This window comes from Xanthomonas hortorum (assembly GCF_011305375.1).
In the GTDB taxonomy this organism is placed as follows: domain Bacteria; phylum Pseudomonadota; class Gammaproteobacteria; order Xanthomonadales; family Xanthomonadaceae; genus Xanthomonas; species Xanthomonas hortorum_E.
The window spans coordinates 83,293-110,122 of sequence record NZ_VCME01000022.1 but is presented as its reverse complement, the minus strand read 5'-3'; the positions used below and the strand labels follow the sequence as shown (position 1 = coordinate 110,122).

Here is a 26,830-nt window from a genome sequence, read left to right as displayed (position 1 = left end):
AAGATGCTGGTCATCCTCAATGCGCGCGTGCGCGATGAAAGAGCCGCCATGCAGCCCGCCTGAGCGCATTTGACGGCCATGCGCAAACGCAAAAAAGCGTGCCGGCCAGCGGCCGGCACCTACCGATGAACGCGCCTGAAGGAAACCGCTCAAAGGTCGCGGGTTGAGGTCCTGATCAACACAGTTGCTACACGGACGTACTTGCGGCGTGTCCCGCGACGGTGGGCGGGCAAGGGCCCTTGCAGCCAGGCAGCAGATCAGCCGTCCGCACGCCCCTGGCGACTGCTCGCTAAGTGTTGTTAGCCACTCTAAAAAACGGCTTCAGTCGCGATCAGGCAATCGATAAAGCCCATCGCGGCTGAAGCCGCTCCTACGGTGAATGCAATTTGTTGTGTGGCCCGTTCGATTACGCCTTCGCTGCGGCCAGGTCTTCGACCCAGAAGCGGCCGTCGGGGTAGCTGAACTCTGCGATGGAGGCGGGGTGCATTTCGGCCGAGAAGCCGACGGCCTGCGGGGCCAGATAGCGGCCGTGCTGGATGCGCACCGGGTCGAGGAAATGCTGGTGCAGATGGTCGACAAATTCGATGGCGCGGTCTTCCATCTTGCCGGTGATGGCGACGAAGTCGGCCATGGCCAGGTGTTGCACCAGTTCGCACAGGCCGACGCCGCCGGCGTGCGGGAACACGCGGATGTTGAACTTGGCGGCCAGCAGCAGGATGGCGAGGTTTTCGTTGACGCCGCCGACGCGCGCGGCGTCGATCTGGATCAGGTCCACCGCACCGGCCTGCAGCAGTTGCTTGAACACCACCCGGTTCTGGGTGTGTTCGCCGGTGGAAACCGGCACCGGGGTGATGCCCTGGCGGATCGCGGCGTGGCCGAGCACATCGTCCGGGCTGGTGGGTTCCTCGATCCAGGCGATGTCGAATTCGGCCAGCTGGCGCATCCAGTCGATCGCCGGGCCCACATCCCAACGCTGATTGGCGTCCACCGCCATGGCGATGTCCGGGCCGATTGCCTCACGCGCCAGGCGGCAACGGCGGATGTCGTCCTGCACGTTGGCGCCGACCTTGAGCTTGATGGTGCGGAAGCCGTCGGCCACCGCTTCCTTGGCTAGGCGCACCAGCTTTTCGTCCGAGTAGCCGAGCCAGCCGGGCGAGGTGGTGTAGGCGGGATAGCCCTGTTCGATCAGCGTGGCGATGCGTTGCGCGCGCTGCGGTTGTGCCTCGCGCAGGATCGCCAGCGCTTCGTCGCGAGTGAGCGCATCGGTGAGGTAGCGGAAGTCGATGGTGTCGACCAACTGCTCCGGCGTGAGTTCGGCGATGTAACGCCATAGCGGCTTTTTCGCCGCGCGTGCGGCCAGATCCCAGGCGGCATTGATCACCGCGCCGATCGCCATATGCATCACACCCTTTTCCGGGCCCAGCCAGCGCAGCTGCGAATCGTTGGTAAGCAGGCGCGCAAACGCGCCCAGATCGGCGATGACCTCTTCCACGCGCAGGCCGACCACATGTTCGGCCAGTGCAGCTACGGCGGCGGTCTGCACATCGTTGCCGCGGCCGATGGTGAACACCAGACCGTAACCGGCCAGGTCGTCCGGTGCATCGGTGCGCAGCACGACATACGCGGCCGAGTAATCCGGATCCGGATTCATCGCATCCGACCCATCGAGCTCGCGCGAGGTGGGAAAGCGGACGTCGTGGGTATCGAGGGCGATGATGGTGCTCATGGAGGTCCTGGGCGATGGAAGGCGGGAATAAAAACGCGCGAAATAAAACTGAAACGGGGAACGGAAACGGAGAAGGGCGCCAGAGCCCCTCTCCCTCCGGGAGAGGGGTTGGGGTGAGGGTACGGACGCGCAGCGCCTACGTTGTCGAAGCACTACAGTCACTCAAGCGTTTGCAATACAGACCAACGAATCACTGCACAACCAACGAAGCATCGATATCAACGCGCTACAGCGCTTAGACATTCAACACTCCGCCACACCGCAGAAAAATTACGCATGACACATCAAGGCGAGCGCCGACATGTCACTTCTAACAACTGGCGACCTAGCGACGAATTGTTCGGATACGTCGCTACGTACCCTCACCCCAACCCCCGCTCCGCGCCCCGGCCCGCGCTTGCGGCGCGGGCGCACCAACGCACGCGCGCCAGTGGCGCGCAAGCCGTGCCTTGGTGCCCCGAGGGAAGAGGGGCTTTAGGTTGCGTCGTGCGGAGGCATTACCACCTGCGTTGAGCGCAACTTGGCACGCAATGCGACCAAAATCCTGAAAAGGGAGAGGGGCTTTAGGCAGCATCACGCGGATGCGCCACCACCGGCTGGCGCTGACGACCCAGGCCTTCGATCTCCAGCTCCATCAGGTCGCCCGGCTTCAGATACACCGGTGGTTTCTGGCCCAGCCCCACGCCCGGCGGGGTGCCGGTGCTGATCACATCGCCCGGCATCAGCGTCATGTAGCGGCTGATGTGGCTGACCAGTTCGGCCACGCCGAACACCATCGTGCGGGTGCTGCCGTTCTGGTAGCGGTGGCCGTTGACCTCCAGCCACATCGACAGGTTCTGCGGGTCGGCGATTTCATCGCGGGTGACCAGCCACGGGCCGATCGGGCCGAAGGTATCGGCGCTCTTGCCCTTGACCCACTGGCCGCCGTGTTCGAGCTGGAATTCGCGCTCGGACAGATCGTTGATCACCGCGTAGCCCGCGACGTGGTTCAGCGCTTCGTCCACCGAGACATCGCGCGCCACATCGCCGATCACCACGCCCAGTTCCACTTCCCAGTCGCTCTTGACCGAGCCGCGCGGGATGATCACGGTGTCGTTGGGGCCGCTCACCGCGGTGGTGGCCTTCATGAACAGGATCGGCATCTTGGGCACGTCCATGCCCGATTCGGCGGCATGGTCGGCGTAATTCAAACCGATGCAGATGAACTTGCCGATCTGCCCGACTGCAGCGCCGTAGCGCACGTCGCCTTCGACCAGCGGCAGCGTGGACACATCCAGCGCGCGCAGTTTGTCCAGGCCGGCATTGCTGATGTGCTCGCCGGCCACATCATCGATCACGCCGCTCAAATCGCGGATGCGGCCTTCGTTATCGATCAAGCCGGGATGTTCCTGGCCGGGGGCGCCAACGCGTACGAGTTTCATGCAGTCTTCCTTTGCAGGTGAGGAATGGAGCGGCTAGCAAACCTAGCGCGCGTGCATCGGGTGGGTAAGGGCGGCGTGCTCAAATCAAGGCGGACGAGCGATACAGATCGCATCTGGCACTGGCCGCGCCCACATTGCGGTGGGTGGCACCGTGATGCGTTGTCGCGCTCAGTTGGACCAACCACCATCGATGATGTGGGTCTGGCCGGTGGTGAACGAGGACTCGTCCGAGGCCAGATACACCACCAGCTGCGCGATCTCGCGCGGGTCGCCCAGGCGGCCCATCGGCTGGCGGTCGGTGAAGCTCTTCCACACCGCCTGTTCGTCGCCGCCCAGCGCTTGCACGCGCTGGCCCAGCGACGGCGTCTTGATGGTGCCCGGGCAGATCGCGTTGCAACGCACGCCCTGCGCCACGTAATCGGCAGCGATCGCCTTGCTCAGGCCGATCACGGCGGCCTTGGTCACGCCGTAGACGAAGCGGTTCGGCACGCCCTTGATGCTGGAGGCGACCGAGGACATGTTGATGATGCTGCCGCGGCCGCGTTCGAGCATGCCTGGCAGTACCGCCTTGCAGGTGTAGTACATCGCATCGACGTTGATCGAAAACGAGCGGCGCCAGGCCGGCTCGTCGCAATCGAGAATGCTGCCCTGGTGCACGAAGCCGGCGCAGTTGAACAACACATCGAACGGGCCGTGCGCCGCGACCAGTGCGGCAATCGCCGAGGCATCGGTGACATCGAGCAGCTGGGTGGTGATGGCCTCCGATTCGGCGGCCAACGCCTGCAAGGCCGCGGCATCGATATCGGTGGCGATCACCTGCGCACCGGCGCGTGCACAGGCCAGCGCGCTTTCGCGGCCGATGCCGGCGCCGGCGGCGGTGATCAGGCAGCGCTTGCCATGCAGGCGGTCGTTGGGAGTTGTAGAGATCGAGACAGTCATACCGAAGAGATTCCGTGGGTGGGGGCCGCCGGCCGTGGCAGACGATAGAACGTGCGTGCGTTGTCGCCGAACACCGCTTTGGCATGGCCGTCGGCGTGTTTGGCGACCAGGTGCTGTGCGATCTCGAACCACTGCGTGTAATCGGCGCGCTGGGTCAGCACCGGCCAGTCGCTGCCCCATAGCAGGCGTTGCGCGCCGAAGCGTGCGAACAGATGGCCGACATACGGCTCCAGCGCCTCCACGCCGGCGCCGCGCGCTGCTTCGGTGAGCAGCCCGGAGAGCTTGCAGTGCACAGTGGGATGCTGCGCCAACGCGGCCATGCCGGCCGCCCAGGCAACGAATTCGCCCGCAGCGATCTGCGGCTTGCCGCCGTGATCGACGACCACGCGCAGGTCCGGATGGCGCTTCAGGCGCGTTTGCAGCGCCGGCACATGCACGCTGCGGATCAAGGCGTCGAAGGCCAGATCGTGCGCGAGCAGTGCGTCGAAGGCGGCATCCAGTTCGGGCTGGGCCAGCCATTGCACGTCGGCGATGTCCTGCACCATCGGGCGCAGGCCCTTGAGCACACCGCCGCCGTCGCGCACCAGCGCCTCGATGCGCGCGGCGGCATCGGGCGCTGCGAAATCGACCCAACCGACCACGCCGGCAATACGCGCATCGGCGCGCGCCAGCTCGAACAGGTAACGGGTTTCGGCCTCGGTTGCGGCAGCCTGCACCACCACCACGCTCTCAATATCGGCAGCGTCCAGCGCTTGGCCGATATCGGCTGGGCCGAAGTCGCGATACAGCGGCGCCAGCTCGGGCGTGAGCCAGTGGTAATCGCCACGGGCCAGTTGCCAGAAATGCAGGTGCGCGTCGATGCGGCTCATGGCGTGGGCATATCCGCAGCGAGCAGGCCGTCATCGCGCAGGCGTTGCCATAGCGCAGGCGGAATCGGTGTCTGCAGGCGCGTGGCGGCCGATTGCACCTCGGCCACGGTGCGCATGCCGGCCACCACGGTGGTGACTGCCGGATGCGCCAGCGGGAACTGCAGCGCCACCGCACCGATATCCACATCGAACGCCGCGCAGGCCGCGTACAGGCGCTGCGCGTGCTGCAAGGTGGCGGTATCGACCGGGGCGTAGTTGTAGGTCGCGCCGGGGCCGCGCGCGTCGCTGAGCAGGCCAGAGCTGTACGGGCCGGCCGACAGGATCGCCACGTTGCGCTGCTGTGCCTGATCGAGCAGCGCGCGCGCGCCATGCTGTTCCAGCAGCGTATAGCGGCCGGCCAGCATCACGCAGTCGAGCGGGAAGCGTGGCAACACCTCCAGTGCCACCTCCTGCTCGTTGACGCCCAGCCCGATCGCCCCGCAGGCACCCGCCGCCTTCAGCGCCGCCATCGCCGGCAAGGCCTCCTCCAAGGCCTGGCGCAGCACGGTGGCATGGTTGTCGCCGTGGGTCAGCGAGCCGATGTCGTGCAGCAGCAGCACGTCGATGTAATCGGTGCCCAGGCGCTCCAGGCTGGAGGCGAACGCGCGCCGCACGCCGTCGCCGCTGTAGTCGAACGCGGCGCGGCGGCCGGCCACTGCGAAGCCGTCGCGCCCTGCAGCAGCCTGCGCATCGTCGTAAATGCAGCGCCCGACCTTGGTCGACAGCGTGTAGGCATCGCGGGGTACACCGGCAAGGCCCCGGCCCAGGCGCGCTTCGCTCAGCCCGTAGCCGTAGTAAGGCGCTGTGTCGAAATGGCGGATGCCGGCCTCGAACGCGCCTGCCACTGCAGCCAGTGCGTCGCCCTCGTCGACTTCGGTGTACAGATTGCCGATCGGCGCGGCGCCAAAGCCCAGCGCCGAGAGCTGCACGTCGGTGCTGCCTAACCGCTTCCGCACAACGCTCACGCGCAACGCTCCGCAGGGTTTGCGATGGTCAGGCAGGCGCATACGGAATCTGGAAAGCAGCAGCTGGGCATCGCGACGTCCACCAGCCGGCCGGTGCCGGACTGTTCGCATATGAATATCGCAATCATAAGTGAACAGATCACGCTGCAGTGCAGCATAACGGCGGGCGTTGGTTCAGCGCGTCGGTCCTGCCCCAAAGCCCAAGTTAGCCTGGCACAACCGCGGTCTGCAGCACGCAGCAATGCTGGCAAGCAAACGGCGGGGCCCGGGGGACCCCGCCGTGAACCTAGAGTGGCCAACCACACGTAGCGAGCACCGGCCGTGACCGCCGGGCCGCTGCTCAGTGGTTTTGATCGCCGCTCTTAACCGCAGCAGTAGCAGACGTTGCCTTGTCCCAAATCGCCGCCAAACTCCGGACACTCCGCCTTGCAGGCCCATGCACTACACGATTCGGTTTTCGGCTGTGCGTTATCGACTGCCATCACCTGGAATGCACCGAAACCGGTACTGGCCAGAAACGTCGCTGCCATCAACGCACTCCGCAAAGTTACCCAACGCTTCTTCATGCATTACTCCTTCACCGTTGCAAAAGCCGCTGGCGCGTCCGTGCGGCGCAATGCGGCAGCCAGGTCCTGCACCCGCTCCGTGGTATCGAAGACGCCCAGATGGGAATGGCGCACGCGCCCCTGCCCATCGATGGCCATCAGTAGTGGCACGTTGCGTGCACGAAACAACATCAGCGCGCGACGATCGGTCAACGTGACCACCGGAAAATCGAAGCCATGCACATGCGCATAGCGCGCGGCCTGCGCCGCATCGCACTGGCACACGCCAAGCAATTGTGGCCGGCCCGGCAAATTGGCCTGTAATTGCCGCGCCGTACGCAGCACAGTGGGTGCCGAGCGCTGGCAGTACGGACACGTGGTGGTAAAAAAGAACAGCACCTGCGCTTGGCCCTGCGGCGCGCCAAGCAGATGACGTTGGCCCTGCGTATCGGTCACTTCGATGCGTGGCACGTACATGCCGTCATACGGTGTGCTGACGCGGGTCTGCAACCACTGTTGTTGCGCACGCAGTTGTTTGTTCTGCCACGCCAGTGCTGCGATCAATGCACACGCCACCAGCAAGCCGATCCAGAGCCAGGGAACACGTCGTGTCATGCCATCTCCGCAAAGCGTCCTTGGAGTCCGAGACTTGCCCGGGTATCAGCTGATGGTCAATGGTGATATCGACAACTGAGATGGCGCGCGGTGCACGGGTGTGGATGAGATCACGCCAGGACGCTTGGGCTTGCTAGAAATGCAGCTGGGTGTGTGCCGCGTTTGCGCAGCGTGGGTATAGCGTGTCGATCGTTATTGCGCTCTGCGGATGGATGTATGCGTTGTCGATGTGCGAGTCGGCGCGCACGTGCGTTACTCGGGACGACGCACGAACAGCAGGTTGAGATCGCGCATCGGCACGAAGTTGGTTTGCTTGAACTGGAAGGTCAGCGAGTCGATCTTTTTCAGCGCGCCGTCGAAGCACAGGCTGAGCATGTCGCTCGCCGCCTGCTTGCGGATGGTCAGCTGAAAATCCTTGATCGGGCCGTTCCAGTTCTTGCCGGTGGTCAGCACATAGCGCAGGTTGGCCCAGCCCAGGCCGTGCTCACCTTCGCGGCGTTGCATGCTGGTCCTGGTCGCGGGCTCAATACAGGTGTCTTTCGCATACGACTCCAGCAGGAACGCGCTGCTCTGCGGCACGCCGGTGGACACGCTGGGCGCGTAGGCATGCCGGATCTGCACGCTGCGCCGCGCGGGAAACAGTTGCTGCCAGACGAAATACTCGCTGAGCGTGAAGCGTGGCTGCTGGTCGGAGTCGATCCAGCGTGCTGGCAATGGCGTGCGTCCTTTTGGCGCGGCGCCCGATTCGGTGAAGGTCGCAACATCGTCCGCACTCCAGCCGCTCGCCGCGAACGCCTTGGAGATGTCGCTGCCATCGTCCAGCAGTACGACGAGTTTGCGCGTGGTGGCGATCGGTTTGCCGTCCACCCACAGTTTGAAATCGGTCAGCTCGCTGTGGTCGGCCATGCCGAAATACATCGGCGGCATCGGGAAGGCGATCGGCACAGTCAATGCACGCTCGCTGTTGTTGGTGAACACGTAGTCCACCTGCACGCGCTCCTCGCTGAGCAGCAAGGCTTCCTTGTCCATGCTGATATCCGGCTGATGCAACAGGCGGATGGTGCCGTTGTCGTCGCCGAAGCTGCTGTCGTTGGCCTGCGCACTGCCGCAGCCGAGCACAGCCAGCATGAGTGCCAGCACAAGCGGGCTGCGCGATAAAGAAAATGTCTGCATGGATCCCCTGGAGACCGGCGCGCACCGACGCGCCGCAGGCGTACAGCATGCCATGCGCTTGAAAGTGCTGGCAGAGTGAGCGTATGCGCAGCATCCGGTGCTGGCGTCTACCAGGGCGAGGCCTGGCACCGGACCAGTCGCGGTGTGCCGCACGCATCGCACGCTGCGATGCAGCGCACTGCGTTGCAGACGCAATGCAGTGCACGCATCAGCCGGAACGGGCGCCGTGGTCATAAGGTAGATTGCTCCTCCCCATGCCGAACCCGCACGCGCAATGCCTTCCCATATTTTCCTGCTGGCTGCGGCTGCATGCCTGTTGCTGTCATGTCCAACCGCGTTCGCTGCTGCGCCGGGTCACCCTGAAGGTGCAGGCCTCGTCCCTAGTTGCACAGCCGATGCCTACAGCTGCCCGCCCTGGATGCCGTCGCAGCGTGAGATGCGCACGGTCATCGCCGATTATTTCTGCGATGCCGCAGACCGCGGCCTGATCAGGCCAAAAGTGAGCCGCGTCGTGCGTGCGGAGACCTTGCAGGTGACCTGCGCTGCACTTGGTCAGCAACCGGGGTCCAATTTCGTGTGCGGAGGCGAGATGCAGTTCATCGGCCCGGACGGCCGTGTCGATTTCATCACCTTCAGCCCGACCATGCATCGCCAGGACGATGGGCGCTACGCCCTCTACGAAGGCAGCGACGAACACGACAACGAGGTGTGGCACGTGCCCGCGCCGCAACGCACGTCAAAGGTCTGCACCGGCCGATCTTTGCGCTGATTGCGGTGTGAGGATGCACCGAAACGTGGTGACTGATTGCCGCAGCAGTGTGTCGGCCGCGCTCAGTCTTCCTCGGGCGGCGGCAGCACGATGCCGTCGGCATCTATGGCAAGCTTGCCGGCCATCAGCACCGCCTGGGTGCGGTTGGTGACGCCGAGCTTGCGCAGGATCGCGGTGACATGCGCTTTGATGGTGGCTTCGGACACGCCGAAGTCGTAGGCGATCTGCTTGTTGAGGCGCCCGGCGCCGAGCATCTGCAGCACGCGGAATTGTTGCGGGGTGAGATCGCGCAGGCGCTGGCCCACTTCACGTTCTTCGCTGCAGGTGGGCGGCAGGTTCTGCGCTTCGGCCGGGATCCAGCGCTCGCCGTCCAGCACCGTGGCCAACGCGCGCCCGATGGTGTCCGAGTCGGCGGATTTGGGAATGAAACCGAACGCGCCATGGTCGATGGCGCGACGCATCACGGTGGGCTCCTCGCGTGCGGACACCACCACCACCGGCAACTGCGGATGCAGCGAACGCATGTGCACCAAGGCACTGAACCCCTGCGCGCCCGGCATGTTGAGATCCATCAACAACAGATCGGCATCCGGTTGCGCATCGGCCAGGGTGTACAACGCATCCACCGTGTCGGCCTCGAACAACAGCACCCCCGGCATCACACGTTGCACCGCCCCGCGCAAGGCCTCACGGAACAGGGGATGGTCGTCAGCGATCAGCAGGGTGGTCATGGAAGTGCCGGGAATCGGGAGTGGGGAATCGGGAATCGGGAATCGCAAAGGCAACAGCGAAGAACAGCAAGGCAAGCAACAGCAACAAAGCGACGACAGGGTGGCAACGGCGAAGTCAGTCTGACGGGTTGGAAGGATCAAAAATCCGGAGTGGAGAGGGATGGACCGGGGACCGCTTTTTTTTTACGAATCCCCAGTCTGCCTACTTACTTCTCACTCCTCAGGGAACCGCCCTAACGATTCCCCACTCCCGATTCTCTATTCCCGACGCGCGTCAGCGCGTCAACCGTTCGCTCACCAACGAATCCACCACCGAGGGATCGGCCAGGGTCGAGGTGTCGCCGAGTTGGTCCGGTGCGTTCTCGGCGATCTTGCGCAGGATGCGGCGCATGATCTTGCCCGAGCGGGTCTTCGGCAGGCCCGGTGCCCATTGCAGGTGATCCGGCGAGGCGATCGGGCCGATCTCCTTGCGCACCCAGGTGATCAACTCCTTGTGCAGTTCTTCGCTCGGGGTCTCGCCAGCGATCAAGGTGACATAGGCATAAATGCCCTGGCCCTTGACGTCATGCGGGAAGCCGACCACGGCCGCCTCGGCGACCTTGGGGTGCGAGACCAGTGCGCTTTCCACTTCGGCGGTGCCGATGCGGTGGCCGGACACGTTGATCACATCGTCCACGCGGCCGGTGATCCAGTAATAGCCATCGGCATCGCGGCGGCAGCCGTCGCCGGTGAAGTAGCTGCCCGGATAGGTGCGGAAGTAGGTGTCGATGAAACGCTGATGATCGCCATAGACCGAGCGCATCTGGCCCGGCCACGAATCCAGCAGCACCAGATTGCCTTCGGTGGCGCCTTCCAGAATCTTGCCTTCGGCATCGACCAGCGCCGGCTGCACGCCAAAGAACGGCAGGGTCGCCGAGCCCGGCTTGAGATCGACCGCGCCGGCCAGCGGCGAGATCAGGATGCCGCCGGTTTCGGTCTGCCACCAGGTGTCCACGATCGGGCAACGGCTGTCGCCGACCACCTCGTAGTACCAGCGCCAGGCTTCCGGATTGATCGGCTCGCCAACGCTGCCGAGCAGACGCAGGCTCTTGCGCGAGGTCTTCTTCACCGGCGCTTCGCCATCGCGCATCAGTGCGCGGATCGCGGTGGGCGCGGTGTAGAAAATGGTGACCTGATGCTTGTCGATCACATCCCAGAAGCGCGAGACGTTCGGGTAGTTGGGCACGCCTTCGAACATCACCGCAGTGGCGCCGTTGGCGAGCGGGCCGTAGACGATGTAGCTGTGGCCGGTGACCCAGCCCACATCGGCGGTGCACCAGTAGATGTCGTCCTCGCGCAGGTCGAACACCACTTCGTGCGTATAGCTGGCAAACAACAGATAGCCAGCCGTGGTGTGCAGCACGCCCTTGGGCTTGCCGGTGGAACCGGAGGTGTAGAGGATGAACAACGGGTCTTCCGCGTTCATGCGCTCGGGTTCGCACTCGGCCGGCTGGCCGTCGACCACATCATGGAACCAGCGATCGCGCGGTGCCTGCATCTCGACCGCACCACCGGTGTGTCGCACCACCAGCACCGTTTCCACCGTGTTGGTGCCGGGCAGTTTCAATGCGGCATCGACATTGGCCTTGAGCGGAATCTTCTTGCCGCCACGCAAGCCTTCGTCGGCGGTGATGATCAGCTTGCTCTGGCAATCGATCACGCGGTCGGCGATCGAGTTGGCGGCAAACCCGCCGAACACCACCGAGTGCACCGCACCGATGCGCGCGCAGGCGAGCATGGCCACGGCCGCATCGGGAATCATCGGCATGTAGATGGTGACGCGATCGCCCTTGTTGACGCCGAGATTGCGCAGCGCATTGCCGAGCTTGCACACGCGCTCGTACAACTGGCGATAGGTGACCGGATACGACTCGGCGTCCGGGCTGTCGGGTTCGAACAACAGCGCGGTCTTGTCGCCGCGCGTGGCCAGCTGGCGATCCAGGCAGTTGACGCTGGCATTGAGCTCGCCATCGCCGAACCAGCGAATATGGAAGTCGTCCAGCGCGTAGCTGACGTCCTTTACCTGGGTGGGTTGCTTGAACCACTCCAGCCGCTGCGCGGCCTTGCCCCAGAACTGCTCGGGGTGTTCGATCGATTCGCGGTACAGCGTTGCGTACTGCTCGCGCGTAATGCGCGCATCAGCGGCGAACGCGGGATCGACGGGATAAACATCAGCCATGGCACCCTCACTTGCGATGAACTTGTCGGAAGAGAGCGCGACAGCCGCCCTCGGTAGACAATCAGTGTGCCGTATCCATTCTGTCCCGGCGTTCAACCGGGCCTTAGACCTTGGTCTTAACCGCCAGAGCGCTTGATCCCAAATCCGTTGCCGGTTCTAGTGCGACGATCGGTCACCCTGTGGAATGCTGCGTTGCAGCTACGACCAAAGGCGAATAGGCTCGCAAGTGCGGACTGCCTCACGCTCCGCACAGCATCGCCATCAAGCGCGAGGCCTTCATTGGGGAGAGGGGTCTATGAAACACCGTACTGCACCATTGGTGCGCCATCCGTTGGCGGCTGCGTTGTTTGTGGCGAGCATTCTGCCGGGCGTTGCCTTCGCGCAAACGGCCAAGGAAAAGGCACTGGAAACGCGCATTGCCGAGCTCGAGCGTCAGGTACAAATGCTGGTGTCTGCACAGCAGCAACAGCAGGGCCAGATTGCCCAGACCCAGACGCAGGTGACCGAGGTGCGCACCTTGCAGGCGCAGACGCCGGCCGCACCTGTGGTGCCTGCCGGCAAGAAGCCGATCCAGCTGAGCAGCATCACGCCGAACGCGTTGCCGGGGACAACGTTTCGTTTTGGCGGTTTCATCAAGGCCGACTTCATGACCACCCGCACCAGCGACGGCGCATTGCCCGAAGGCGCGGTAGGGCGGTACCTGTATATCCCGACGCAGACACCGGTCGGCGGCCAGGCCTCCAGCACCGACACCGATTTCCATGCCAAGTTCTCGCGCTTCAACCTGGGCGTGGACACCGTCACCGATAACGGCGACAAGCTCACCGGCTTCATCGAACTGGATTTCTTCGGCAACGCGCTGGCCAACCAGGTCAACAATCTGTACGGCGGCACCTTGCGGCACGCCTACATGAGCTGGAACAACTGGCTGGCCGGCCAGACCTGGTCCAACTTCATCGATTCCACGATCCTGCCCGAGGCCGCCGACATCGTCGGGCCGACCGACGGTGCGCTGTTCAGCCGTCAGACCCAGATTCGCTACACCCGCGGTGCCTTCAGCGTGTCTGCAGAAAATCCCGAGACGCTGACTACGCCCTACCAGGGCGGCAACACCATCCTGGCCTCGGACCATGGCGCGATGCCGGACCTGACCGCGCGCTACAACTGGAAGGGCACCTGGGGCACGTTCGGGCTGTCGGCGATCGCGCGTCAGTACCGCACGCGCAGCGCGCTGACCAACGACACCGACTTCGGCGGCGCCATCGCCGGCGGTGGCCGCTGGATCATCAATTCCAATAACGATCTGCGTTACCAGCTCAGCTACGGCGAAGGCCTGGGGCGCTATCTGGGTCTGGGCAACGGCTCGGACGTGGAGATCGACATGGACGGCAATATCCAGACCGTCAGCACCGTGGCTGGTTGGGTGGCGTGGCGCCACGACTACAACGCCAAGCTGCGCAGCACCATCATGTATTCGCGTGTGGACTATGACCACGACATCGCCAATACAGGCGGTCTGGCCAGCAAATCGCAGCAGAGCATCCGCGCCAACGTCTTCTATTCGCCGCTGCCCAAGGTGGATGTGGGTGCAGAGCTGATGTATGGCCGTCGCGAAGCCGAAAACGGCGACAGCGGCGACATCTCGCGTCTGCAGTTCACCACCAAGTACAGCTTCTAAGGTTTTGTCACTGGCCGCTGGCCCCACTGCGGTGGGGCAGGCATCGCCATCGTCGTTTTTACCCGCGCTTTATCAGGAGACAGACCATGACCGTCTCGAATGACGCATTGATCGCCAAGATCGATGCCAATCCGAAGTACCACGCGCTCAAGCGCCAGCGGAATGCGCTGGGCTGGACACTCACCGTGCTGATGTTGCTGGCCTATTACGGCTACATCGGCCTGATCGCCTTCGACAAGGCGTTTTTGGCCAAGCCGATCGGCGATGGGGTGACCTCGATCGGCATTCCGATCGCGATCGGGGTGATGGTGTTCACCATCGCCATCACCGCCATCTACGTGCGTCGCGCCAACAACACCTACGACCAGCTGACTGCGCAGATCCTGGAGGAAGCCCGCAAATGAGCAAGTATTCGCGCCTTCTCCTGATTCTGGCCGGCCTGTTGCCGGCCGGCATCGCGCTGGCCGCCGGCGGTGACGTCGGCCAGGTCGACAAGCAGCCCACCAATTGGGTGGCGATCGGCATGTTCGGCTTCTTTGTGCTGGGCACGCTGTGGATCACCAAGTGGGCATCCAAGAAGACCAAGTCGGCTTCGGACTTCTACACCGCCGGCGGTGGCATCACCGGGTTCCAGAACGGCCTGGCGATTGCCGGCGACTACATGTCGGCGGCCTCGTTTTTGGGTATCACCGCGGCGGTGATGACCAACGGCTACGACGGCCTGATCTATGCGATCGGCTTTCTGGTCGGTTGGCCGATCCTGACCTTCCTGATGGCCGAACGGCTGCGCAACCTCGGCAAGTACACCTTCGCCGACGTGGCTGGCTATCGCTTCGCGCCGACCGCGATCCGCAGCTTCGCCGCATCGGGCACGCTGGTGGTGGTGCTGTTCTATCTGATCGCACAGATGGTCGGCGCCGGTGCGTTGATCAAGCTGCTGTTCGGCCTGGATTACTGGATTGCAGTGACTCTGGTCGGCCTGCTGATGATGGTCTACGTGCTGTTCGGCGGCATGACCGCCACCACCTGGGTGCAGATCATCAAGGCGGTGTTGCTGCTGACCGGCGTGACCTTCATGGCCGTGGCGATCATGTGGCACTTCAACTTCAGCTTCGAGGCGTTGTTTGCCGAGGGCGTGCGGGTCAAGACGGCGATTGCGGCCAACGGTGGTGCATCGCCGGAGGACGCAGCAAAAGCGGGCCTGTCGATCATGGGGCCGGGCGGTTTCGTCAAAGACCCGATTTCGGCGATCTCGTTCGGTATGGCGCTGATGTTCGGCACCGCCGGCCTGCCGCACATCCTGATGCGCTTCTTCACCGTTCCCGATGCCAAGCAGGCACGCAAGTCGGTGCTGTGGGCGACCACCTGGATCGGCTACTTCTACATCCTGATCTTCATCATCGGCTTCGGTGCGATCGCACTGGTGCTGACCAACCCGCAGTACGCCGATGTCGTCACCGGCACCATCCACGGCGGCAAGGGTGCGGCCAACATGGCGGCGGTGCTGGTCGGCAATGCGGTCGGCGGCAACGTGTTCATGGGCTTCATCTCGGCGGTGGCCTTCGCCACCATCCTTGCGGTGGTCGCAGGCCTGACCCTGTCCGGTGCCTCGGCGGTGTCGCATGACCTGTATGCCACGGTGATCAAGAAGGGCAACCCGGCGCCGGGTTCGGAGCTCAAGGTCTCGCGCATCACCACGGTGATCCTGGGCGCGATCGCGGTGCTGCTGGGCATCGTGTTCGAGAAGCAGAACGTGGCCTTCATGGTGTCGCTGGCCTTCGCCATCGCCGCCTCGGCCAACTTCCCGGTGCTGATCCTGTCCTTGTTGTGGAAGAACTGCACCACCCGCGGCGCGGTGATCGGCGGCTTCCTGGGCCTGATCTCCTCGCTGGTGCTGACGGTGCTGTCGCCGTCGGTGTGGGTGGACACGCTGGGTAACGCGGCCGGGTCGGCGCCGTTCCCGTACGCCTCGCCGGCACTGTTCTCGGTGACGATCGGCTTTGTCAGCATCTGGCTGTTCTCGATCCTGGATCGCAGCCCGCAGGCGGCCAACGAACGTTCCGCGTTCAAGGCGCAGCAGATCCGTGCTGAAACCGGTTTGGGTGCCACCGGTCCGTCGGGTCACTGACGTATCGGCCCATCGCTGGATGTATCGCAGAACGCCGGCCTTGTGCCGGCGTTCTGCGTTTTGGGTGGCGCGCGCTGCGAGGTCCCACCAACGCTGTTGCCTGGGCATGCGGGTTTACATCAGTCATTGGATCCGACAGGTGCCGATCACGTTGGTGGGGCTTGTCGCCTCACGCATCGTGATGCGCGCCTGCCAGTTCAAGCATCGCTTCGCATAGCCGCCCCTCACTGCGCATGCGCGACAGATCGCCATGCCGCAGAAATAATTAATTCATGGTAAGTGACTAAATTGGCGGGCAAGCCGAACACTGATCACGCACGGCTTGGCCTCACTCCCGGTATCGACCGGCTGGCGAGTGCGCTGCAAGCGAGTTCGCCGATTGCGTCGACCCGTCGGCTCTCGTCCATCCCTTGCCCTTCCTGCACCTACGAACCGGGACACAGAGACCATGCCTACCACCCTCGTTCCACATCCCCTGGCCCGTGCCTGCCGCCTGCTCGGCGCGCTGGCCGTGCTGGTGGCCATGCCGCAACTTGCTGCTGCATCCTGCGGCAATACCGCCAACAAGATGGCGGAGATCCTCAACGACAAGTTCACCGCCGATACCCTGGTGCTGGCCCACCGCGGCCTGTGGGGCAAATACTCGGGCGATCCATCGATTCCGGAAAACTCCAGCCGCGCCGTGCTCAATGCCGACGTGCAGTGCATGGATGGCGTGGAGCTGGACGTCAAGGTGACCCAGGACGGCATGCCGGTGCTGAGCCACGACTTCAATCTTGGACGCACCACCGACGTGTACACCTTCGTAGGGGGCGCCAAGTACAACCCGAGCACCAACCTGGGCGCCAATCCGCTCGTCAGCAGCCTGTCGTTGGCCAACATCAAGCGACTGCACCTGCTCACGCCGGACCGTGGCACCGTCACCGGGTGGGAGATGTACAGCCTGGACGAGCTGTTTGCGTATTGGAAGCGCAACAACATGCAGCTGCCGCTGATCTTCGACGTCAAGACCGCCGATGGCGTGCGCGCGGTACACACCGCCGCCTTGAAGGCATTTCCCAATCATCCCGAGCAGGTCGTGGCGATGAAGGTCAACGCCACGTTGTTCCCGCACCCGGCCGCGTTTGCCGGTAACGCGAAGTATGTGCATGCCATTCCGGTCTACACCACCAACATGTTGTCGAAGATCGACGTGCCGGCCAGTCGTGTCGAATGGCAACGCTATGCCCACACGCTGGAAATCAACGTCAAGCAGGACGATGGCCTGTTGCAAGGCCAGAAGAACGCCGCACGCGCCGAGGGCAAGCGCATTGCCATCTTCCAGGCCATTCCCGATGGCCCGGGTGCCGGCGAGTTCATCAGCAACAACGGTTCGTGCTGCTACCGATTGTCGCAACTGTATTCCTCGTATCAGGGGAAATCCGATACCGCAGACCATCGCGGCGATATCGGTTTTCTGATGTCACAGCGGTTCGGGCTGATTACCACCGACGATCCGAAGTCGACCATGCGCACGCTGAAGATCAACGGGCGGCGCATTTCGCATTACGCACCGTAACGTCTTGACGGCATCCGGTGCGGTCGAGGTTGTCGCACCGGATGACCGGAAATAGTCAATCGCCGCTGTTTCTGAGGGAGATCTCATGTCCAAGTTATTCAACGTTTGTGTGGGTCCTGCACGCGCGACGCGCTACGTGTTGCTGCTGCTCGGTGCCTGCATGACCACGCAGGCTGCCATTGCGTCGCCGACAGACGCAGATAGGAGGGAGGACGCTGTGCCAGCGGAACAGGCACGAAGCGAAAATGCGAACAGCGCCGCTGCTTCGATCGAACGCGCGATCCTGGCCGAACGCGCAAGGAGCCAAGGCCTTGCCGATGATCCGCAAACGGCGGCCCTTCTGCGCGAGGCTGCCGACACTGTGCTCGCGCAGGCCGAGCGCGATCACCTGCTGCAGAGCGTGACGGTGTCGCAGGCCGATATCGCAAAGCGCATTGCCGAGCGGCCGGGCGACTTCGACGAATTTCGACTCAGCCATGTCTTCATCGCCGAACAACCCGAGTCGGCGCCGCGGCGCAGTCATCCGTTGAGCCAGGCGCAGGCCCTGGAGCGTGCGCAGATGTTGCGCCGTCGCATCGAGCGTGGAGGCGATTTCGCCCGACTGGCCGCCGAGGAGTCCGACGATGGCGCCACTGCCGCCGACGGGGGACAGCTGTCGTCGATGTTCGGCCTTTACCTGGACACGCCGTTCGAGGTGCCGGTGCGTGCGCTGGCGGTGGGCGACGTGTCCGGCCCCGTGCGCGGCCCTGGCGGGTATCACCTGATCCGTCTAGAGGAAAAGCACACCGCCACGCTCGACACCGTGGGCGGGATGATCGAAGCGCAGCTGCGCGAAGAACTGCGCGATCGCGCCGTCGCCCAGCTGGTGCAGGAACGCGCTGCGGAAGCAGCGGCGTTGGCGTCCTCGGACCAGAGCCAGCGCAGCGCCGATGCTGACGCGCAGCGGATCCGGCAATGAGAGGGAACGGCACGCTGTCCCGATGGCTGATCCTCGTGCCGCACGCGCTCGCCTTGTCAGCCTGTGGCACCGGATCGCCGCAGGCCTTCCAGACCGAAGCGAAGACGCAAGCCGGTGGTGTAGAGACGACGCGCAGTGCCGCCGCTGCCGCGTCGGGCGAGCTTGCTGCGGCGTCTTATGCGCGCGCGCAGACCTATAGCCGCTGCGCCATGCTTGCCGAGGCGCCGCCGTTCGCAACGTCCGTCGGCGATGCGGATCAGGCAGAGCCTGGTGCGCGCGCCGTGGTGTCGCAACGCGCACGCGACCATGCTGCCCAGCTGAAGGCTTGCCAGCACATCGGCGAAGGCGAATACGCGCAGGTGGAACAACTTCTGCGTCAGGCCGCCGCCGGCGGCAATGCCGACGCGCAGCTCGAATTACTGCGTCGACGCGCACGTCTGGTACTGGAGCGCCAACCCGCCGTCGCCGCAGACGGCAGACCGCAACCGCTTTCCCCTTCCGATCGTGCCGACGCCGAGCAAGTGCTGGCCGACCTGGAGGCGATGGCGATGCAGGGCAACCGGGCGGCGATGCCGTTGCTGGATCAGTTCGTGTCCTCGCCGCTGCTGGCGACCGCCGAGCCGCTGTACGGCGACGCCTGGCGACTGGTGTCCCAGCAGCCGTTCGGACATCCGTTGCCGGCTGCAGCGCCGTTGCGCGGTGAGGAGATGTTCGAGGAGATGGATGTCGCCACAGAGCAGCAGGTGGTGATGCTTGCACGGGAGCTGCATGCAAGCTGCTGCGCTCGCTGACGCGCCGGGCAGGCTGCCGTCACGCCAGCGGCAAGGCGACTGACGCACGGCGTGCACGGCAGGCGACGTCGCTGCCGGCGGGCACTAACGGAAGTAGCGCGCCTTCAACGGCAGCGTCGCCGCACCGATCGCGCAGGCATCAGCCGGCGCTTCGGCCGGTAGCAGTAGCGGCATCGGGCGGGCCTGGCCGCGGCGCGGCAGGTTGTCGATCTGCACCGCGGCGATCAGGCGCTGGGCCAGGTCGGCCGGCAGGCGGCCGCCGAAGACGATGGCTTCCGGGTCGCACACGGCGGTGATCGCCGAGACGATCAACGACACGCCCGGCGCGCTGCGCGCGATCCAGCGTTCGATCGCCGGCCAGGTCGGGTCGTAGGCGGCCAGTAACGCGCGTACGTCCGGCAGCGCGATGCCGTCTTCGGCGACGAGTTCGCGCAGCAATTCCAGGGTGGCGCGTTCGAGTTTCTGCGCCGGCAGCATGCCGGCGAATTCGCCGGCATTGCCACGCGCGCCGCGCATGACCTGGCCGTCGATGACCAGGCCGCCACCGAATCCGTAGCTGAGATAGAGATAGGCCAAGTCGCGATGGCGCCGGCCTACGCCCAGCATCGCTTCGCCAGCCGCCGCCACGCTGCCGTCGTTGTCCATCCACACCGGCTGCGCGCAGGCGTCGGCCAGCCAGGGCGCCAGCGCGAACTCGCCGAGCGCGCGCAGCGGCTCGGGCGGATTGATGCGCCCGTCCTCACCGGTGAAAAACCCGCTCATCGCCAGCCCGATCCCGAGCCGCGGGCCAGGTGCGTGGTCCAGGCGTGCCAGCAAGGCCGCATCGCCGGCCTGCAGCTGCATCAGCACCGCGTCGGCACTGCTGGCATCCAGGGGCAATTCGCTTACCGCCAGCACCTGGCCGGCGAAGTCCACCAGCGCCAGGGTCAGCGCATCGGTGGCGATGGAGATGCCCAGCGTGTGGCCGTGCGCCGGGTTCAGCGACACCGCCACGCCCGGCTTGCCGCGTCCGGCGCGGGCCACGCCGCTGCCCATGTGAACCATGCCGCGCGACTGCAGGCCTTCGATCAGGCGTACGGCGGTCTGCACGGTCAGCCCGGTGCCGCGGCTGAGGTCGGCGCGGGTGAGCACGCCGGCCAGGCGAAGGCGCTCCAGCATGTCGCGCTCGTTGAGGCTCAGGCCCTGGAAGGGCGGCGAGTGCAGCGGCAAGGCAGAAGTGGCAATGGACGACATGGCGAGCGGTGTCACGGGGGGAAGCTAGCTTAACCGCTCCGGCTGAAATAATTAATTCACAGTAAGTTATTAAATTAGCGGCCTCTGCCATCGTCGGTCATCCCATGTCACGTTTCCGCACCCGTTCGTGTCCCCGTTTTTGCCTGTTGGCGCTGTGCGTGAGCGCCAGCCTGTGTGCGTACGCCGCCGAGACCGTTCCTGCCGCGCCCGCTAGCGACACTGCCAGCGACATCGCCCCGGTGCAGCTGGATGCGGTGCAGGTTTCCGGCCAGCACCTGTCGATCCGCCAAGCCATCGGCGCCAAGCGTGAGGCGGCGGTGGTGTCCGATGGGGTGGCTGCCGACGATATCGGCTCGATCCCGGACTTCGGCCTGGGCGAGGCGCTGCAGCGGGTGCCGGGCGTGTCGATGGTGGTCAACAACGGCCGCGGCGAGGCGCAATTCATGAGCCTGCGCGGCTTCAACCCCGACTACAACAATGTGTTGATCGATGGCGTGGCGCTGCCCTCCACCGAAACCAGCCGGCGCGTGCAATCACTGGATGTGATTCCCGCCTCGCTGGCGCAGCAGGTGGATATCTACAAGACCTTCAACGCGGACCTGGACAGCAATGCCATCGGCGGCATCGCCTCGCTGCGCACGCGCAGCGCCTTCGATCACGACGGCCGCTTTGCCACGGTGCGTGCCAACCTGGCCGATTGGGAAAACCGCCGGCATCTGCAAGGCAGCACGCCGTCGGGCCAGGTGCAGGGCAGCTTCAGCGACACCTTCGGGCCGGACAATCATTTCGGCGTGGTGCTGTCGGCCGACTACTTCCGCCGCGATTCGTCCTCGTTGAACACCGCCATCGACAGCTACAGCTATTACGCCAACGGCGTACGGCAGAACCTCACCTCCGGCCTGGACCCGGACGGGCTGGCGATCGCGCCGGACCGCTTCCGCCCGCTCAGTTACGACAACGTGCGCCAGCGCCGCAGCGTGTTCGGCAAGCTCGAATACGACGACGGCGAAGACGTGAAACTGGCCTTCAGCGCCGGCGCGTTCGAGCACAGCAACGACGAGCAACGGCGTTCGCAATGGATCAATCGTGTCGGCAACGCCACCATCAGCGACACCAACACTGGCCGCTACGCGCAAGGCAGCGCGCAGGTGGATGCCAACCGTTTCGATCAGACCCGCACATTGCGTTACGCGCAGCTCGGCGGCAGCTTCCGGCTCAACCCGGAAGGCCATGTGGATGTACTGCTCAACCGCGCCACCGGCAAATACCAGCAAGACACCCGCGAGGATATATTCAGCGCCGCTGCTTCCTCGCGCTTGGGCTTTGGATATGCGCTCAGCGACGGTGCGCGCCCGAGCATCGCCTTGGTCGACCCAGGCTATTACGGCAACGCGGCCAACTACACCCAGCAGTATTTCCTGACCCGCGTGGAAAAAAGCAGCACCGACACGACAACGTTCAAAGTGGACTACAGCCAGAACGCCGATGCCGACGCGCGCGGTTGGGGCGTTCGTACCGGCCTGCAGTACCGCGATCTGCAGCAGCGCTACAACCTGGATGAAGTCCGCCGCAATCCCTCCGGCCGCGTGACTCTGGCAACGATTGGCACCGACGATGCACGCATCTGCCCGTATGCCGATTTCAGCTGCCTGTTGCTGATCGACCCGGCCAAGGTCGCCGCCTTCGCCGCTGCTTCGCCAGGCGCCTACGTGCTGGCCAACACCAATGCGCGCAACAGCGCGATCAGCGATTTCCGCATCGACGAGCGCAATGGCGCCGCCTATCTCATGGGCACCTGGCATGGCGAGCGCACGCTGGCGACGTTCGGCCTGCGCAACGAATACCTGCAGCGCGAGGTGCTCAGCGCTGTGCCGCAACCGCTGAGCAGCAGCACAAACTACGTGGAGCAATCGGCCGACAGCGATCGCCGCTTCCTGCTGCCCTCGGCCAACTTTGCCTGGGACATCACCCCGGCGTTGAAACTGCGCATGGCCGGCAGCCGCACCATTGGCTTGCCCACATATGCCGACATCGGCCAGAACAGCAGCCCGGTGGTGGATGTCACCGGCTTGACCATCAATCGCAGCATCGCCAATCCGCTGCTGCGTCCGCGTCGCGCGGACAATCTGGATGTGTCGCTGGAATGGTATCCGGACCGCGATTCGCAGCTGTCGGTGGCGCTGTTCCACAAGCGTATCGGCGATGAAATCGTGCGCCTGACCAGCACCGACACCCAGCGCGATCCCGGCGGGTTGGTCGGCAACTATCAGGTCACCACCACCCAGGCGATCAATACCGGCGATGCGCAGGTGCAGGGCATCGAATTCACTGCCATCGATACGCGCTTCGACTTTCTGCCCGGTGCGTGGTCGAACCTGGGCGCGATGTTCAACGCAACCCTGCTCGACCCGCGCACCGCCGATGTACAGATGGTCGATGGCAGCCGCCGCGCGCTGCCCGGCCTGATGGAATCGCCCAAGCGCAGCGCCAACGCCTCGCTGCTATACGACATCGGCCCGTTCAGTGCGCGCGTCAGTGCCAACTACACCGGCCAACAGCTGCTGTCCGCCGCCACCGACAACCGCGTCAACGACCGCTATTACGCTGCGATCACCAGTTACGACGCGCAGCTGGCCTGGAGCTTCAGCAAGCAACTGCGCCTGACCGTGCAAGGCCGCAATCTCAGCAATGCGCGGCTGACGCGGGTGATCGGCGCCGACCAACAATTGATGCGCGAGCAGCTCGACAACGGCCGTGCGTATTACCTGGGAGTGGACTATGCGTTCTGATCGACGCGGCGCAGCGGCGCTGTTGATTGCATTGCTGGCAACGCTGGCCGGCAGCGCCGATGCCGACGATGGTGCAATGCCTAAGGCAGACGCGCAGTTTGTGCCGATGGAAACCATCGTCAGCGGCGACTGCTGGGGACAATGGCCGGACGATGTGCTCGCAGCGGTGAGCCGCTGCAAACCGGCCGAGCGCAATCGCATCGCCTTGCAGGTGCCCGACGATGCGGATGGCCCGGCACGCGTCGGCATCGATGGCAAGGCATGCGGCGGCGCGCGCTGCGCCGGTCTGGTGCAGGTGTTGCAAGTCGCACCCAGCCAGCGCCTGCTGCTGCGCACGCCGCCGGCACGCATCGATGCGGTGCTGGCTGCGTTGGACCAGGCCCACGCCCGCGATCGCATCAGTATCGAACCGCTGGTGCAGCCGGTGCCCGCACCCGGGGTGCCGATCACGCTGGCGCCGGGTGTGCGCTACTGGTGGCAAGCCGTGAGCGCACCGCAACCGGTGATGCTGCACATCGCCGAAATCGATCTCTCCACCCCCGGCCTGCAACTGGTCGGCACGCGCGGCGAGTCCAGCGGCGGTGGCGAATTTCTCGCCAATCCCACTACCGCGTTCGTGCGCGATGGCGAGCTGGCGTTGGCGATCAACGCCGATTACTTCCTGCCGTTCGATGGCGGGCATCTGTTCGACAAGGCATTCGTGCCGACCACGGGGCAGGGCGTCACTGCCGAAGGTCTGTCGATCAATGAAGGCCATCTCGATTCGGCCGCCGCCACCAGCGATACACGCGTCAACGCAGCGCTGTGCGTGAGCGCGCGCAACGCGGTGCGCATCGTGCGCGGCAGTTGCCCCTCCGGCACGCGGATGGGTGTGGGTGCCGGCCCGCTGCTGTTGCTCGACGGCAAGCGCCAGCCACGCGAAGCCAGCCGCGCCGAGTACTACGACGGCCCCGAACCACGCAGCGCACTGGGCCTGGATCGCGCACGCAAGACGCTGTGGATGGTGGTGGCCGACGGCCGCCAGCCCGGCTACAGCGCCGGCATGACCCTGGATGCGCTCACCGCGGTGTTGCAGCAGCTCGGCGCCAGCTCCGCCATCAATCTGGACGGCGGCGGCTCCAGCACCCTGGCTGCGCGCGTGGACGGGCGCGTGCGTACGCTCAACCGCCCCATCCACACCGGCATCCCGGGGCGCGAACGCCCGGTTGCCAACCAGCTCGGGGTGCGCATCGCCCCGCAGCCTTAAGCGACAAGCGAGCGGCGCGGTACCATTGGGGGTTTGAACCACGGTCCGCGCCATGAAGATTGCCTCCTGGAACGTCAACTCGCTCAACGTGCGCCTGCCGCATCTGCAACAGTGGTTGGGCACGTTTGCGCCCGACGTGGTCGGCATCCAGGAAACCAAGCTGGAAGACCACAAGTTTCCGGATGCGGCCTTGGCGGCGGCAGGCTATCGCAGCGTGTTTTGCGGGCAGAAGACCTACAACGGCGTGGCGATCCTGTCGCGCTCGCCGGCGCTGGATGTGCAGATGGGGATCCCCGGTTTCGACGATGTGCAGCAGCGCGTGATCGCGGCCACCGTCGATGGCGTGCGCATCGTCAATCTGTATGTGGTCAACGGCCAGGACGTGGACACCGACAAGTACGCCTACAAGCTGCGCTGGCTCGCCGCAGTGCACGAGTGGCTGGCGCAGGAATTGCAAAAGTACCCGCAGCTGGTGGTGCTGGGCGACTTCAACATCGCTCCGGATGCGCGCGATGTGCACGACCCGTCGGTGTGGAACGAGCACCACATCCTCACCTCCACCGCCGAGCGTGCGGCGCTGGAACAACTGCTGGCGCTGGGCCTGCACGATGCGTTTCGCCTGCATCACGACGATGCCGAGCAGTTCAGCTGGTGGGATTACCGCCAGGCCGGCTTCCGTCGCAATCTCGGTTTGCGCATCGATCTGACCCTGGTGTCGGATGCATTACGCACACGCGCGGTGGAATCGGGTATCGACCGCGAACCACGCACCTGGGAGCGCCCCAGCGATCACGCACCGGCCTGGGTGCGGCTGGCAGACCTCGACGCATGAGCGAGCGCACGCTGCGGCGCAGCACCTACAAGGTGGGCGAGGTCACGCTCGGGCCGGTGCATCGCTTGAGTTGCCATTGCGGCGCGGTGCAGATCGATCTGGAGCTACCGCATGGCCTGCTCGATCCACGCCGCTGCGATTGCTCGATGTGCCGCCGCCGCGGCGCTATCGTCGCCTCGGTCACGCTCGATGGGTTGCATGTGCTGCAGGGCGAAGACGTGCTGCGGCTGTATCAGTTCAACACGCACACGGCTGCGCATTATTTCTGCAGTGTGTGCGGCATCTATACGCACCATCGGCGGCGTTCCAATCCCAACGAATACGGCTACAACGTCGGTTGCCTGGAAGGCGTCAACCCCTATGCGTTGAACATCGCCGTGCCGGTGGAAGATGGGGTTCACCATCCGTCCGATCGCACGCCGGCAAGCGGTTGATGTCACCGGCGGCTGAAACGACAACGCCCGGGCAAGCCCGGGCGTTGTTTCAATCACACTGCGTTTCAATCAACGCACACGACCACGCGTAAACAGATTGACGATCGCCAGCAGAATCACCGCACCCAGCAGCGACCAGACGAAGGTCCACAACGTGATGGCTTGATTGATGCCACCACCGAACAGGAAACCTGCGATCAACGCACCGACGATGCCGACCACAATGTTGAGGATGATGCCCTGCTGTGCGTCGCGACGCATGATGATGCTGGCCAGCCAACCCACGATGCCGCCGACGATCAACCAGATGATGATACCCATGTTGCCGATCTCCTTGTACGCGTGCACCGGAAGTGGTGCATGGCCGCCATTCAACGCAGCCGGGCGTGAAGTACCTGTCGAGCGCGATACATCGCGCTGCCGAGTGTTCGGTTTGGTGGACGCAGCGTGACAGCGCACGCGAGCTGGCGGCATGGCCCGGTGCAGCTGTGGCTGCGCCCACATCGGCACGGCGAACGCGGCGAACCGCAGGCGCGGCAGTTGCTGGGTCAGGCACTGGGCATCGACCCTGAAAACGTGCCTTTGCAGCGCGATGCACGCGGGCGTCCATCGCTGCAGCCGGCCTTGCCCAACCGGGATACCGGCTGGAGCCACAGCGGCGAGTACCTGCTGGTCGGCCTGGGCGAAGGCGTGCGGCTGGGCGTGGATCTGGAGCGCATTCGCGCACGCCCACGCCTGCTGGACATCGCGCAACGCTTCTTCCATCCCGACGAAATCGCACTGTTGACTGCGCAGGAGCCGGACGCACAACACGCGCTGTTTTTCCGCCTGTGGTGCGCCAAGGAAGCGCTACTCAAGGCCTACGGGCATGGCCTGTCGTTCGGTCTGCATCGGCTTGCGTACGCACTGGCGCCGGATGGTGCATTGCAATTGCAGTGGTGCGACCCGGAGCTTGGCCAAGCCGCACAGTGGCAGTTGCACGAATGGTGGGCCGCCCCGGACTGCCGCGCGGCGCTGGCGTTCTATCCGTTGGCGGCCGACTGAAAGCGGCGATCGACCTGGCGGCCGTGTCGCCAGCAGCAGGCATCGGCATAACCTGAGAGATGATGCAGCGTTTCTGCGACCTCGCATGCCGCACCAGCGCGCCCCGCTGGCAAGCGCGGGCAATGCGTT

General features: G+C 64.7%; 24 protein-coding genes. 12 read left to right on the top strand and 12 right to left on the bottom strand.

Features of this window, described 5'->3' with window-relative positions; all coding sequences use genetic code 11:
• Nucleotides 1-406: 406 nt before the first annotated feature.
• The 8 genes from FFY45_RS18525 to FFY45_RS18485 form a co-directional block, all read right to left on the bottom strand.
• Nucleotides 407-1,726: an L-fuconate dehydratase gene (locus FFY45_RS18525; protein ID WP_176341546.1), complete on the bottom strand. Its 1,320-nt coding sequence runs from the start codon at nt 1,724-1,726 to the stop codon at nt 407-409.
• A gap of 563 nt (nt 1,727-2,289) precedes the next feature.
• Nucleotides 2,290-3,147, bottom strand: coding sequence for a fumarylacetoacetate hydrolase family protein (locus tag FFY45_RS18520; RefSeq protein ID WP_176341545.1), 858 nt, complete (start codon nt 3,145-3,147; stop codon nt 2,290-2,292).
• Between the two features lie 168 nt (nt 3,148-3,315).
• Nucleotides 3,316-4,086 carry an SDR family oxidoreductase gene (locus FFY45_RS18515; protein ID WP_162498286.1) on the bottom strand — a complete coding sequence of 257 codons (771 nt, stop codon included), beginning with the start codon at nt 4,084-4,086 and terminating at the stop codon, nt 3,316-3,318.
• Nucleotides 4,083-4,955 carry an amidohydrolase family protein gene (locus FFY45_RS18510; RefSeq protein ID WP_176341544.1) on the bottom strand — a complete coding sequence of 291 codons (873 nt, stop codon included), beginning with the start codon at nt 4,953-4,955 and terminating at the stop codon, nt 4,083-4,085. The genes FFY45_RS18515 and FFY45_RS18510 overlap by 4 nt, the downstream gene beginning before the upstream one ends.
• A complete protein-coding gene (locus FFY45_RS18505; protein WP_176341543.1) occupies nt 4,952-6,001 on the bottom strand; it encodes an aldo/keto reductase in 1,050 nt (349 codons plus the stop codon). Before FFY45_RS18505 ends, FFY45_RS18510 begins: the two co-directional genes overlap by 4 nt.
• Nucleotides 6,002-6,321: 320 nt before the next feature.
• Nucleotides 6,322-6,525: a hypothetical protein gene (locus FFY45_RS18495; protein WP_023905662.1), complete on the bottom strand. Its 204-nt coding sequence runs from the start codon at nt 6,523-6,525 to the stop codon at nt 6,322-6,324.
• Nucleotides 6,526-6,528: 3 nt separating this feature from the next.
• Complete coding sequence (locus tag FFY45_RS18490) at nt 6,529-7,092, bottom strand: redoxin family protein (protein ID WP_176341556.1); 564 nt, start codon at nt 7,090-7,092, stop codon at nt 6,529-6,531.
• Between the two features lie 279 nt (nt 7,093-7,371).
• Nucleotides 7,372-8,247, bottom strand: a complete 876-nt coding sequence (locus FFY45_RS18485) for a DUF4424 domain-containing protein (protein WP_439333551.1) — start codon at nt 8,245-8,247, stop codon at nt 7,372-7,374.
• A gap of 481 nt (nt 8,248-8,728) precedes the next feature.
• Between FFY45_RS18485 and FFY45_RS18480 the strand changes: the two genes are divergently transcribed.
• Complete coding sequence (locus FFY45_RS18480) at nt 8,729-9,061, top strand: hypothetical protein (RefSeq protein ID WP_255172062.1); 333 nt, start codon at nt 8,729-8,731, stop codon at nt 9,059-9,061.
• A gap of 62 nt (nt 9,062-9,123) precedes the next feature.
• On the opposite strand, the gene FFY45_RS18475 is transcribed toward FFY45_RS18480, so the two are convergent.
• Entirely contained in the window at nt 9,124-9,792 is a 669-nt protein-coding gene (locus FFY45_RS18475) for a response regulator transcription factor (protein WP_006451671.1), read from the bottom strand.
• A gap of 274 nt (nt 9,793-10,066) precedes the next feature.
• Nucleotides 10,067-12,010: an acetate--CoA ligase gene (acs, locus tag FFY45_RS18470; RefSeq protein WP_176341540.1), complete on the bottom strand. Its 1,944-nt coding sequence runs from the start codon at nt 12,008-12,010 to the stop codon at nt 10,067-10,069.
• 295 nt (nt 12,011-12,305) lie between these two features.
• On the opposite strand from acs, the gene FFY45_RS18465 reads away from it, so the two are divergent.
• The 6 genes from FFY45_RS18465 (at nt 12,306) to FFY45_RS18440 (ending at nt 19,123) form a co-directional block, all read left to right on the top strand.
• Nucleotides 12,306-13,688 (top strand): DcaP family trimeric outer membrane transporter, encoded by a 1,383-nt coding sequence (locus FFY45_RS18465; RefSeq protein WP_162498289.1) that lies wholly within the window; start codon nt 12,306-12,308, stop codon nt 13,686-13,688.
• A gap of 86 nt (nt 13,689-13,774) precedes the next feature.
• Nucleotides 13,775-14,092 (top strand): DUF485 domain-containing protein, encoded by a 318-nt coding sequence (locus FFY45_RS18460; RefSeq protein WP_176341539.1) that lies wholly within the window; start codon nt 13,775-13,777, stop codon nt 14,090-14,092.
• A complete protein-coding gene (locus FFY45_RS18455; protein WP_176341538.1) occupies nt 14,089-15,816 on the top strand; it encodes a cation acetate symporter in 1,728 nt (575 codons plus the stop codon). The genes FFY45_RS18460 and FFY45_RS18455 overlap by 4 nt, the downstream gene beginning before the upstream one ends.
• Before the next feature lie 523 nt (nt 15,817-16,339).
• Nucleotides 16,340-17,374, top strand: a complete 1,035-nt coding sequence (locus FFY45_RS18450; protein ID WP_255172066.1) for a glycerophosphodiester phosphodiesterase family protein — start codon at nt 16,340-16,342, stop codon at nt 17,372-17,374.
• Between the two features lie 85 nt (nt 17,375-17,459).
• Nucleotides 17,460-18,332 carry a peptidylprolyl isomerase gene (locus tag FFY45_RS18445; RefSeq protein WP_176341536.1) on the top strand — a complete coding sequence of 291 codons (873 nt, stop codon included), beginning with the start codon at nt 17,460-17,462 and terminating at the stop codon, nt 18,330-18,332.
• Nucleotides 18,329-19,123: a hypothetical protein gene (locus FFY45_RS18440; RefSeq protein ID WP_176341535.1), complete on the top strand. Its 795-nt coding sequence runs from the start codon at nt 18,329-18,331 to the stop codon at nt 19,121-19,123. Before FFY45_RS18445 ends, FFY45_RS18440 begins: the two co-directional genes overlap by 4 nt.
• 84 nt (nt 19,124-19,207) lie before the next feature.
• Here FFY45_RS18440 and FFY45_RS18435 read toward each other — a convergent pair whose 3' ends face one another.
• Nucleotides 19,208-20,356: an ROK family protein gene (locus tag FFY45_RS18435; protein WP_176341555.1), complete on the bottom strand. Its 1,149-nt coding sequence runs from the start codon at nt 20,354-20,356 to the stop codon at nt 19,208-19,210.
• 104 nt (nt 20,357-20,460) lie between these two features.
• On the opposite strand from FFY45_RS18435, the gene FFY45_RS18430 reads away from it, so the two are divergent.
• From FFY45_RS18430 to FFY45_RS18415, 4 genes are read left to right on the top strand one after another with little or no spacing between them, the layout of a single operon-like run.
• Nucleotides 20,461-23,145 (top strand): TonB-dependent receptor, encoded by a 2,685-nt coding sequence (locus FFY45_RS18430; protein ID WP_176341534.1) that lies wholly within the window; start codon nt 20,461-20,463, stop codon nt 23,143-23,145.
• Nucleotides 23,135-24,391, top strand: a complete 1,257-nt coding sequence (locus FFY45_RS18425; RefSeq protein ID WP_176341533.1) for a phosphodiester glycosidase family protein — start codon at nt 23,135-23,137, stop codon at nt 24,389-24,391. Before FFY45_RS18430 ends, FFY45_RS18425 begins: the two co-directional genes overlap by 11 nt.
• A gap of 52 nt (nt 24,392-24,443) precedes the next feature.
• Nucleotides 24,444-25,223, top strand: coding sequence for an exodeoxyribonuclease III (gene xth / locus FFY45_RS18420; RefSeq protein ID WP_176341532.1), 780 nt, complete (start codon nt 24,444-24,446; stop codon nt 25,221-25,223).
• Nucleotides 25,220-25,657 (top strand): GFA family protein, encoded by a 438-nt coding sequence (locus tag FFY45_RS18415; protein WP_176341531.1) that lies wholly within the window; start codon nt 25,220-25,222, stop codon nt 25,655-25,657. The genes xth and FFY45_RS18415 overlap by 4 nt, the downstream gene beginning before the upstream one ends.
• 69 nt (nt 25,658-25,726) lie before the next feature.
• Here the strand turns inward: FFY45_RS18415 and FFY45_RS18410 are convergent, their stop codons facing one another.
• Nucleotides 25,727-25,978 (bottom strand): GlsB/YeaQ/YmgE family stress response membrane protein, encoded by a 252-nt coding sequence (locus FFY45_RS18410; RefSeq protein WP_043889923.1) that lies wholly within the window; start codon nt 25,976-25,978, stop codon nt 25,727-25,729.
• A gap of 126 nt (nt 25,979-26,104) precedes the next feature.
• Between FFY45_RS18410 and FFY45_RS18405 the strand changes: the two genes are divergently transcribed.
• Nucleotides 26,105-26,701, top strand: a complete 597-nt coding sequence (locus tag FFY45_RS18405; protein ID WP_176341530.1) for a 4'-phosphopantetheinyl transferase superfamily protein — start codon at nt 26,105-26,107, stop codon at nt 26,699-26,701.
• Nucleotides 26,702-26,830 lie beyond the last annotated feature (129 nt).

Bases quoted from the DNA above. Each gene is read 5' to 3' on its own strand.
- FFY45_RS18525 (WP_176341546.1), bottom strand. From the start codon at position 1,726: ATGAGCACCATCATCGCCCTCGATACCCACGACGTCCGCTTTCCCACC.
- FFY45_RS18505 (WP_176341543.1), bottom strand. From the start codon at position 6,001: ATGCGCCTGCCTGACCATCGCAAACCCTGCGGAGCGTTGCGCGTGAGC.
- FFY45_RS18515 (WP_162498286.1), bottom strand. From the start codon at position 4,086: ATGACTGTCTCGATCTCTACAACTCCCAACGACCGCCTGCATGGCAAG.
- FFY45_RS18445 (WP_176341536.1), top strand. From the start codon at position 17,460: ATGTCCAAGTTATTCAACGTTTGTGTGGGTCCTGCACGCGCGACGCGC.
- FFY45_RS18430 (WP_176341534.1), top strand. From the start codon at position 20,461: ATGTCACGTTTCCGCACCCGTTCGTGTCCCCGTTTTTGCCTGTTGGCG.
- FFY45_RS18415 (WP_176341531.1), top strand. From the start codon at position 25,220: ATGAGCGAGCGCACGCTGCGGCGCAGCACCTACAAGGTGGGCGAGGTC.
- FFY45_RS18480 (WP_255172062.1), top strand. From the start codon at position 8,729: ATGCGCACGGTCATCGCCGATTATTTCTGCGATGCCGCAGACCGCGGC.
- FFY45_RS18520 (WP_176341545.1), bottom strand. From the start codon at position 3,147: ATGAAACTCGTACGCGTTGGCGCCCCCGGCCAGGAACATCCCGGCTTG.
- xth (WP_176341532.1), top strand. From the start codon at position 24,444: ATGAAGATTGCCTCCTGGAACGTCAACTCGCTCAACGTGCGCCTGCCG.
- FFY45_RS18510 (WP_176341544.1), bottom strand. From the start codon at position 4,955: ATGAGCCGCATCGACGCGCACCTGCATTTCTGGCAACTGGCCCGTGGC.
- FFY45_RS18485 (WP_439333551.1), bottom strand. From the start codon at position 8,247: ATGCTGGCTGTGCTCGGCTGCGGCAGTGCGCAGGCCAACGACAGCAGC.
- FFY45_RS18495 (WP_023905662.1), bottom strand. From the start codon at position 6,525: ATGAAGAAGCGTTGGGTAACTTTGCGGAGTGCGTTGATGGCAGCGACG.
- acs (WP_176341540.1), bottom strand. From the start codon at position 12,010: ATGGCTGATGTTTATCCCGTCGATCCCGCGTTCGCCGCTGATGCGCGC.
- FFY45_RS18450 (WP_255172066.1), top strand. From the start codon at position 16,340: ATGCCGCAACTTGCTGCTGCATCCTGCGGCAATACCGCCAACAAGATG.
- FFY45_RS18410 (WP_043889923.1), bottom strand. From the start codon at position 25,978: ATGGGTATCATCATCTGGTTGATCGTCGGCGGCATCGTGGGTTGGCTG.
- FFY45_RS18455 (WP_176341538.1), top strand. From the start codon at position 14,089: ATGAGCAAGTATTCGCGCCTTCTCCTGATTCTGGCCGGCCTGTTGCCG.
- FFY45_RS18440 (WP_176341535.1), top strand. From the start codon at position 18,329: ATGAGAGGGAACGGCACGCTGTCCCGATGGCTGATCCTCGTGCCGCAC.
- FFY45_RS18460 (WP_176341539.1), top strand. From the start codon at position 13,775: ATGACCGTCTCGAATGACGCATTGATCGCCAAGATCGATGCCAATCCG.
- FFY45_RS18435 (WP_176341555.1), bottom strand. From the start codon at position 20,356: ATGTCGTCCATTGCCACTTCTGCCTTGCCGCTGCACTCGCCGCCCTTC.
- FFY45_RS18465 (WP_162498289.1), top strand. From the start codon at position 12,306: ATGAAACACCGTACTGCACCATTGGTGCGCCATCCGTTGGCGGCTGCG.
- FFY45_RS18475 (WP_006451671.1), bottom strand. From the start codon at position 9,792: ATGACCACCCTGCTGATCGCTGACGACCATCCCCTGTTCCGTGAGGCC.
- FFY45_RS18425 (WP_176341533.1), top strand. From the start codon at position 23,135: ATGCGTTCTGATCGACGCGGCGCAGCGGCGCTGTTGATTGCATTGCTG.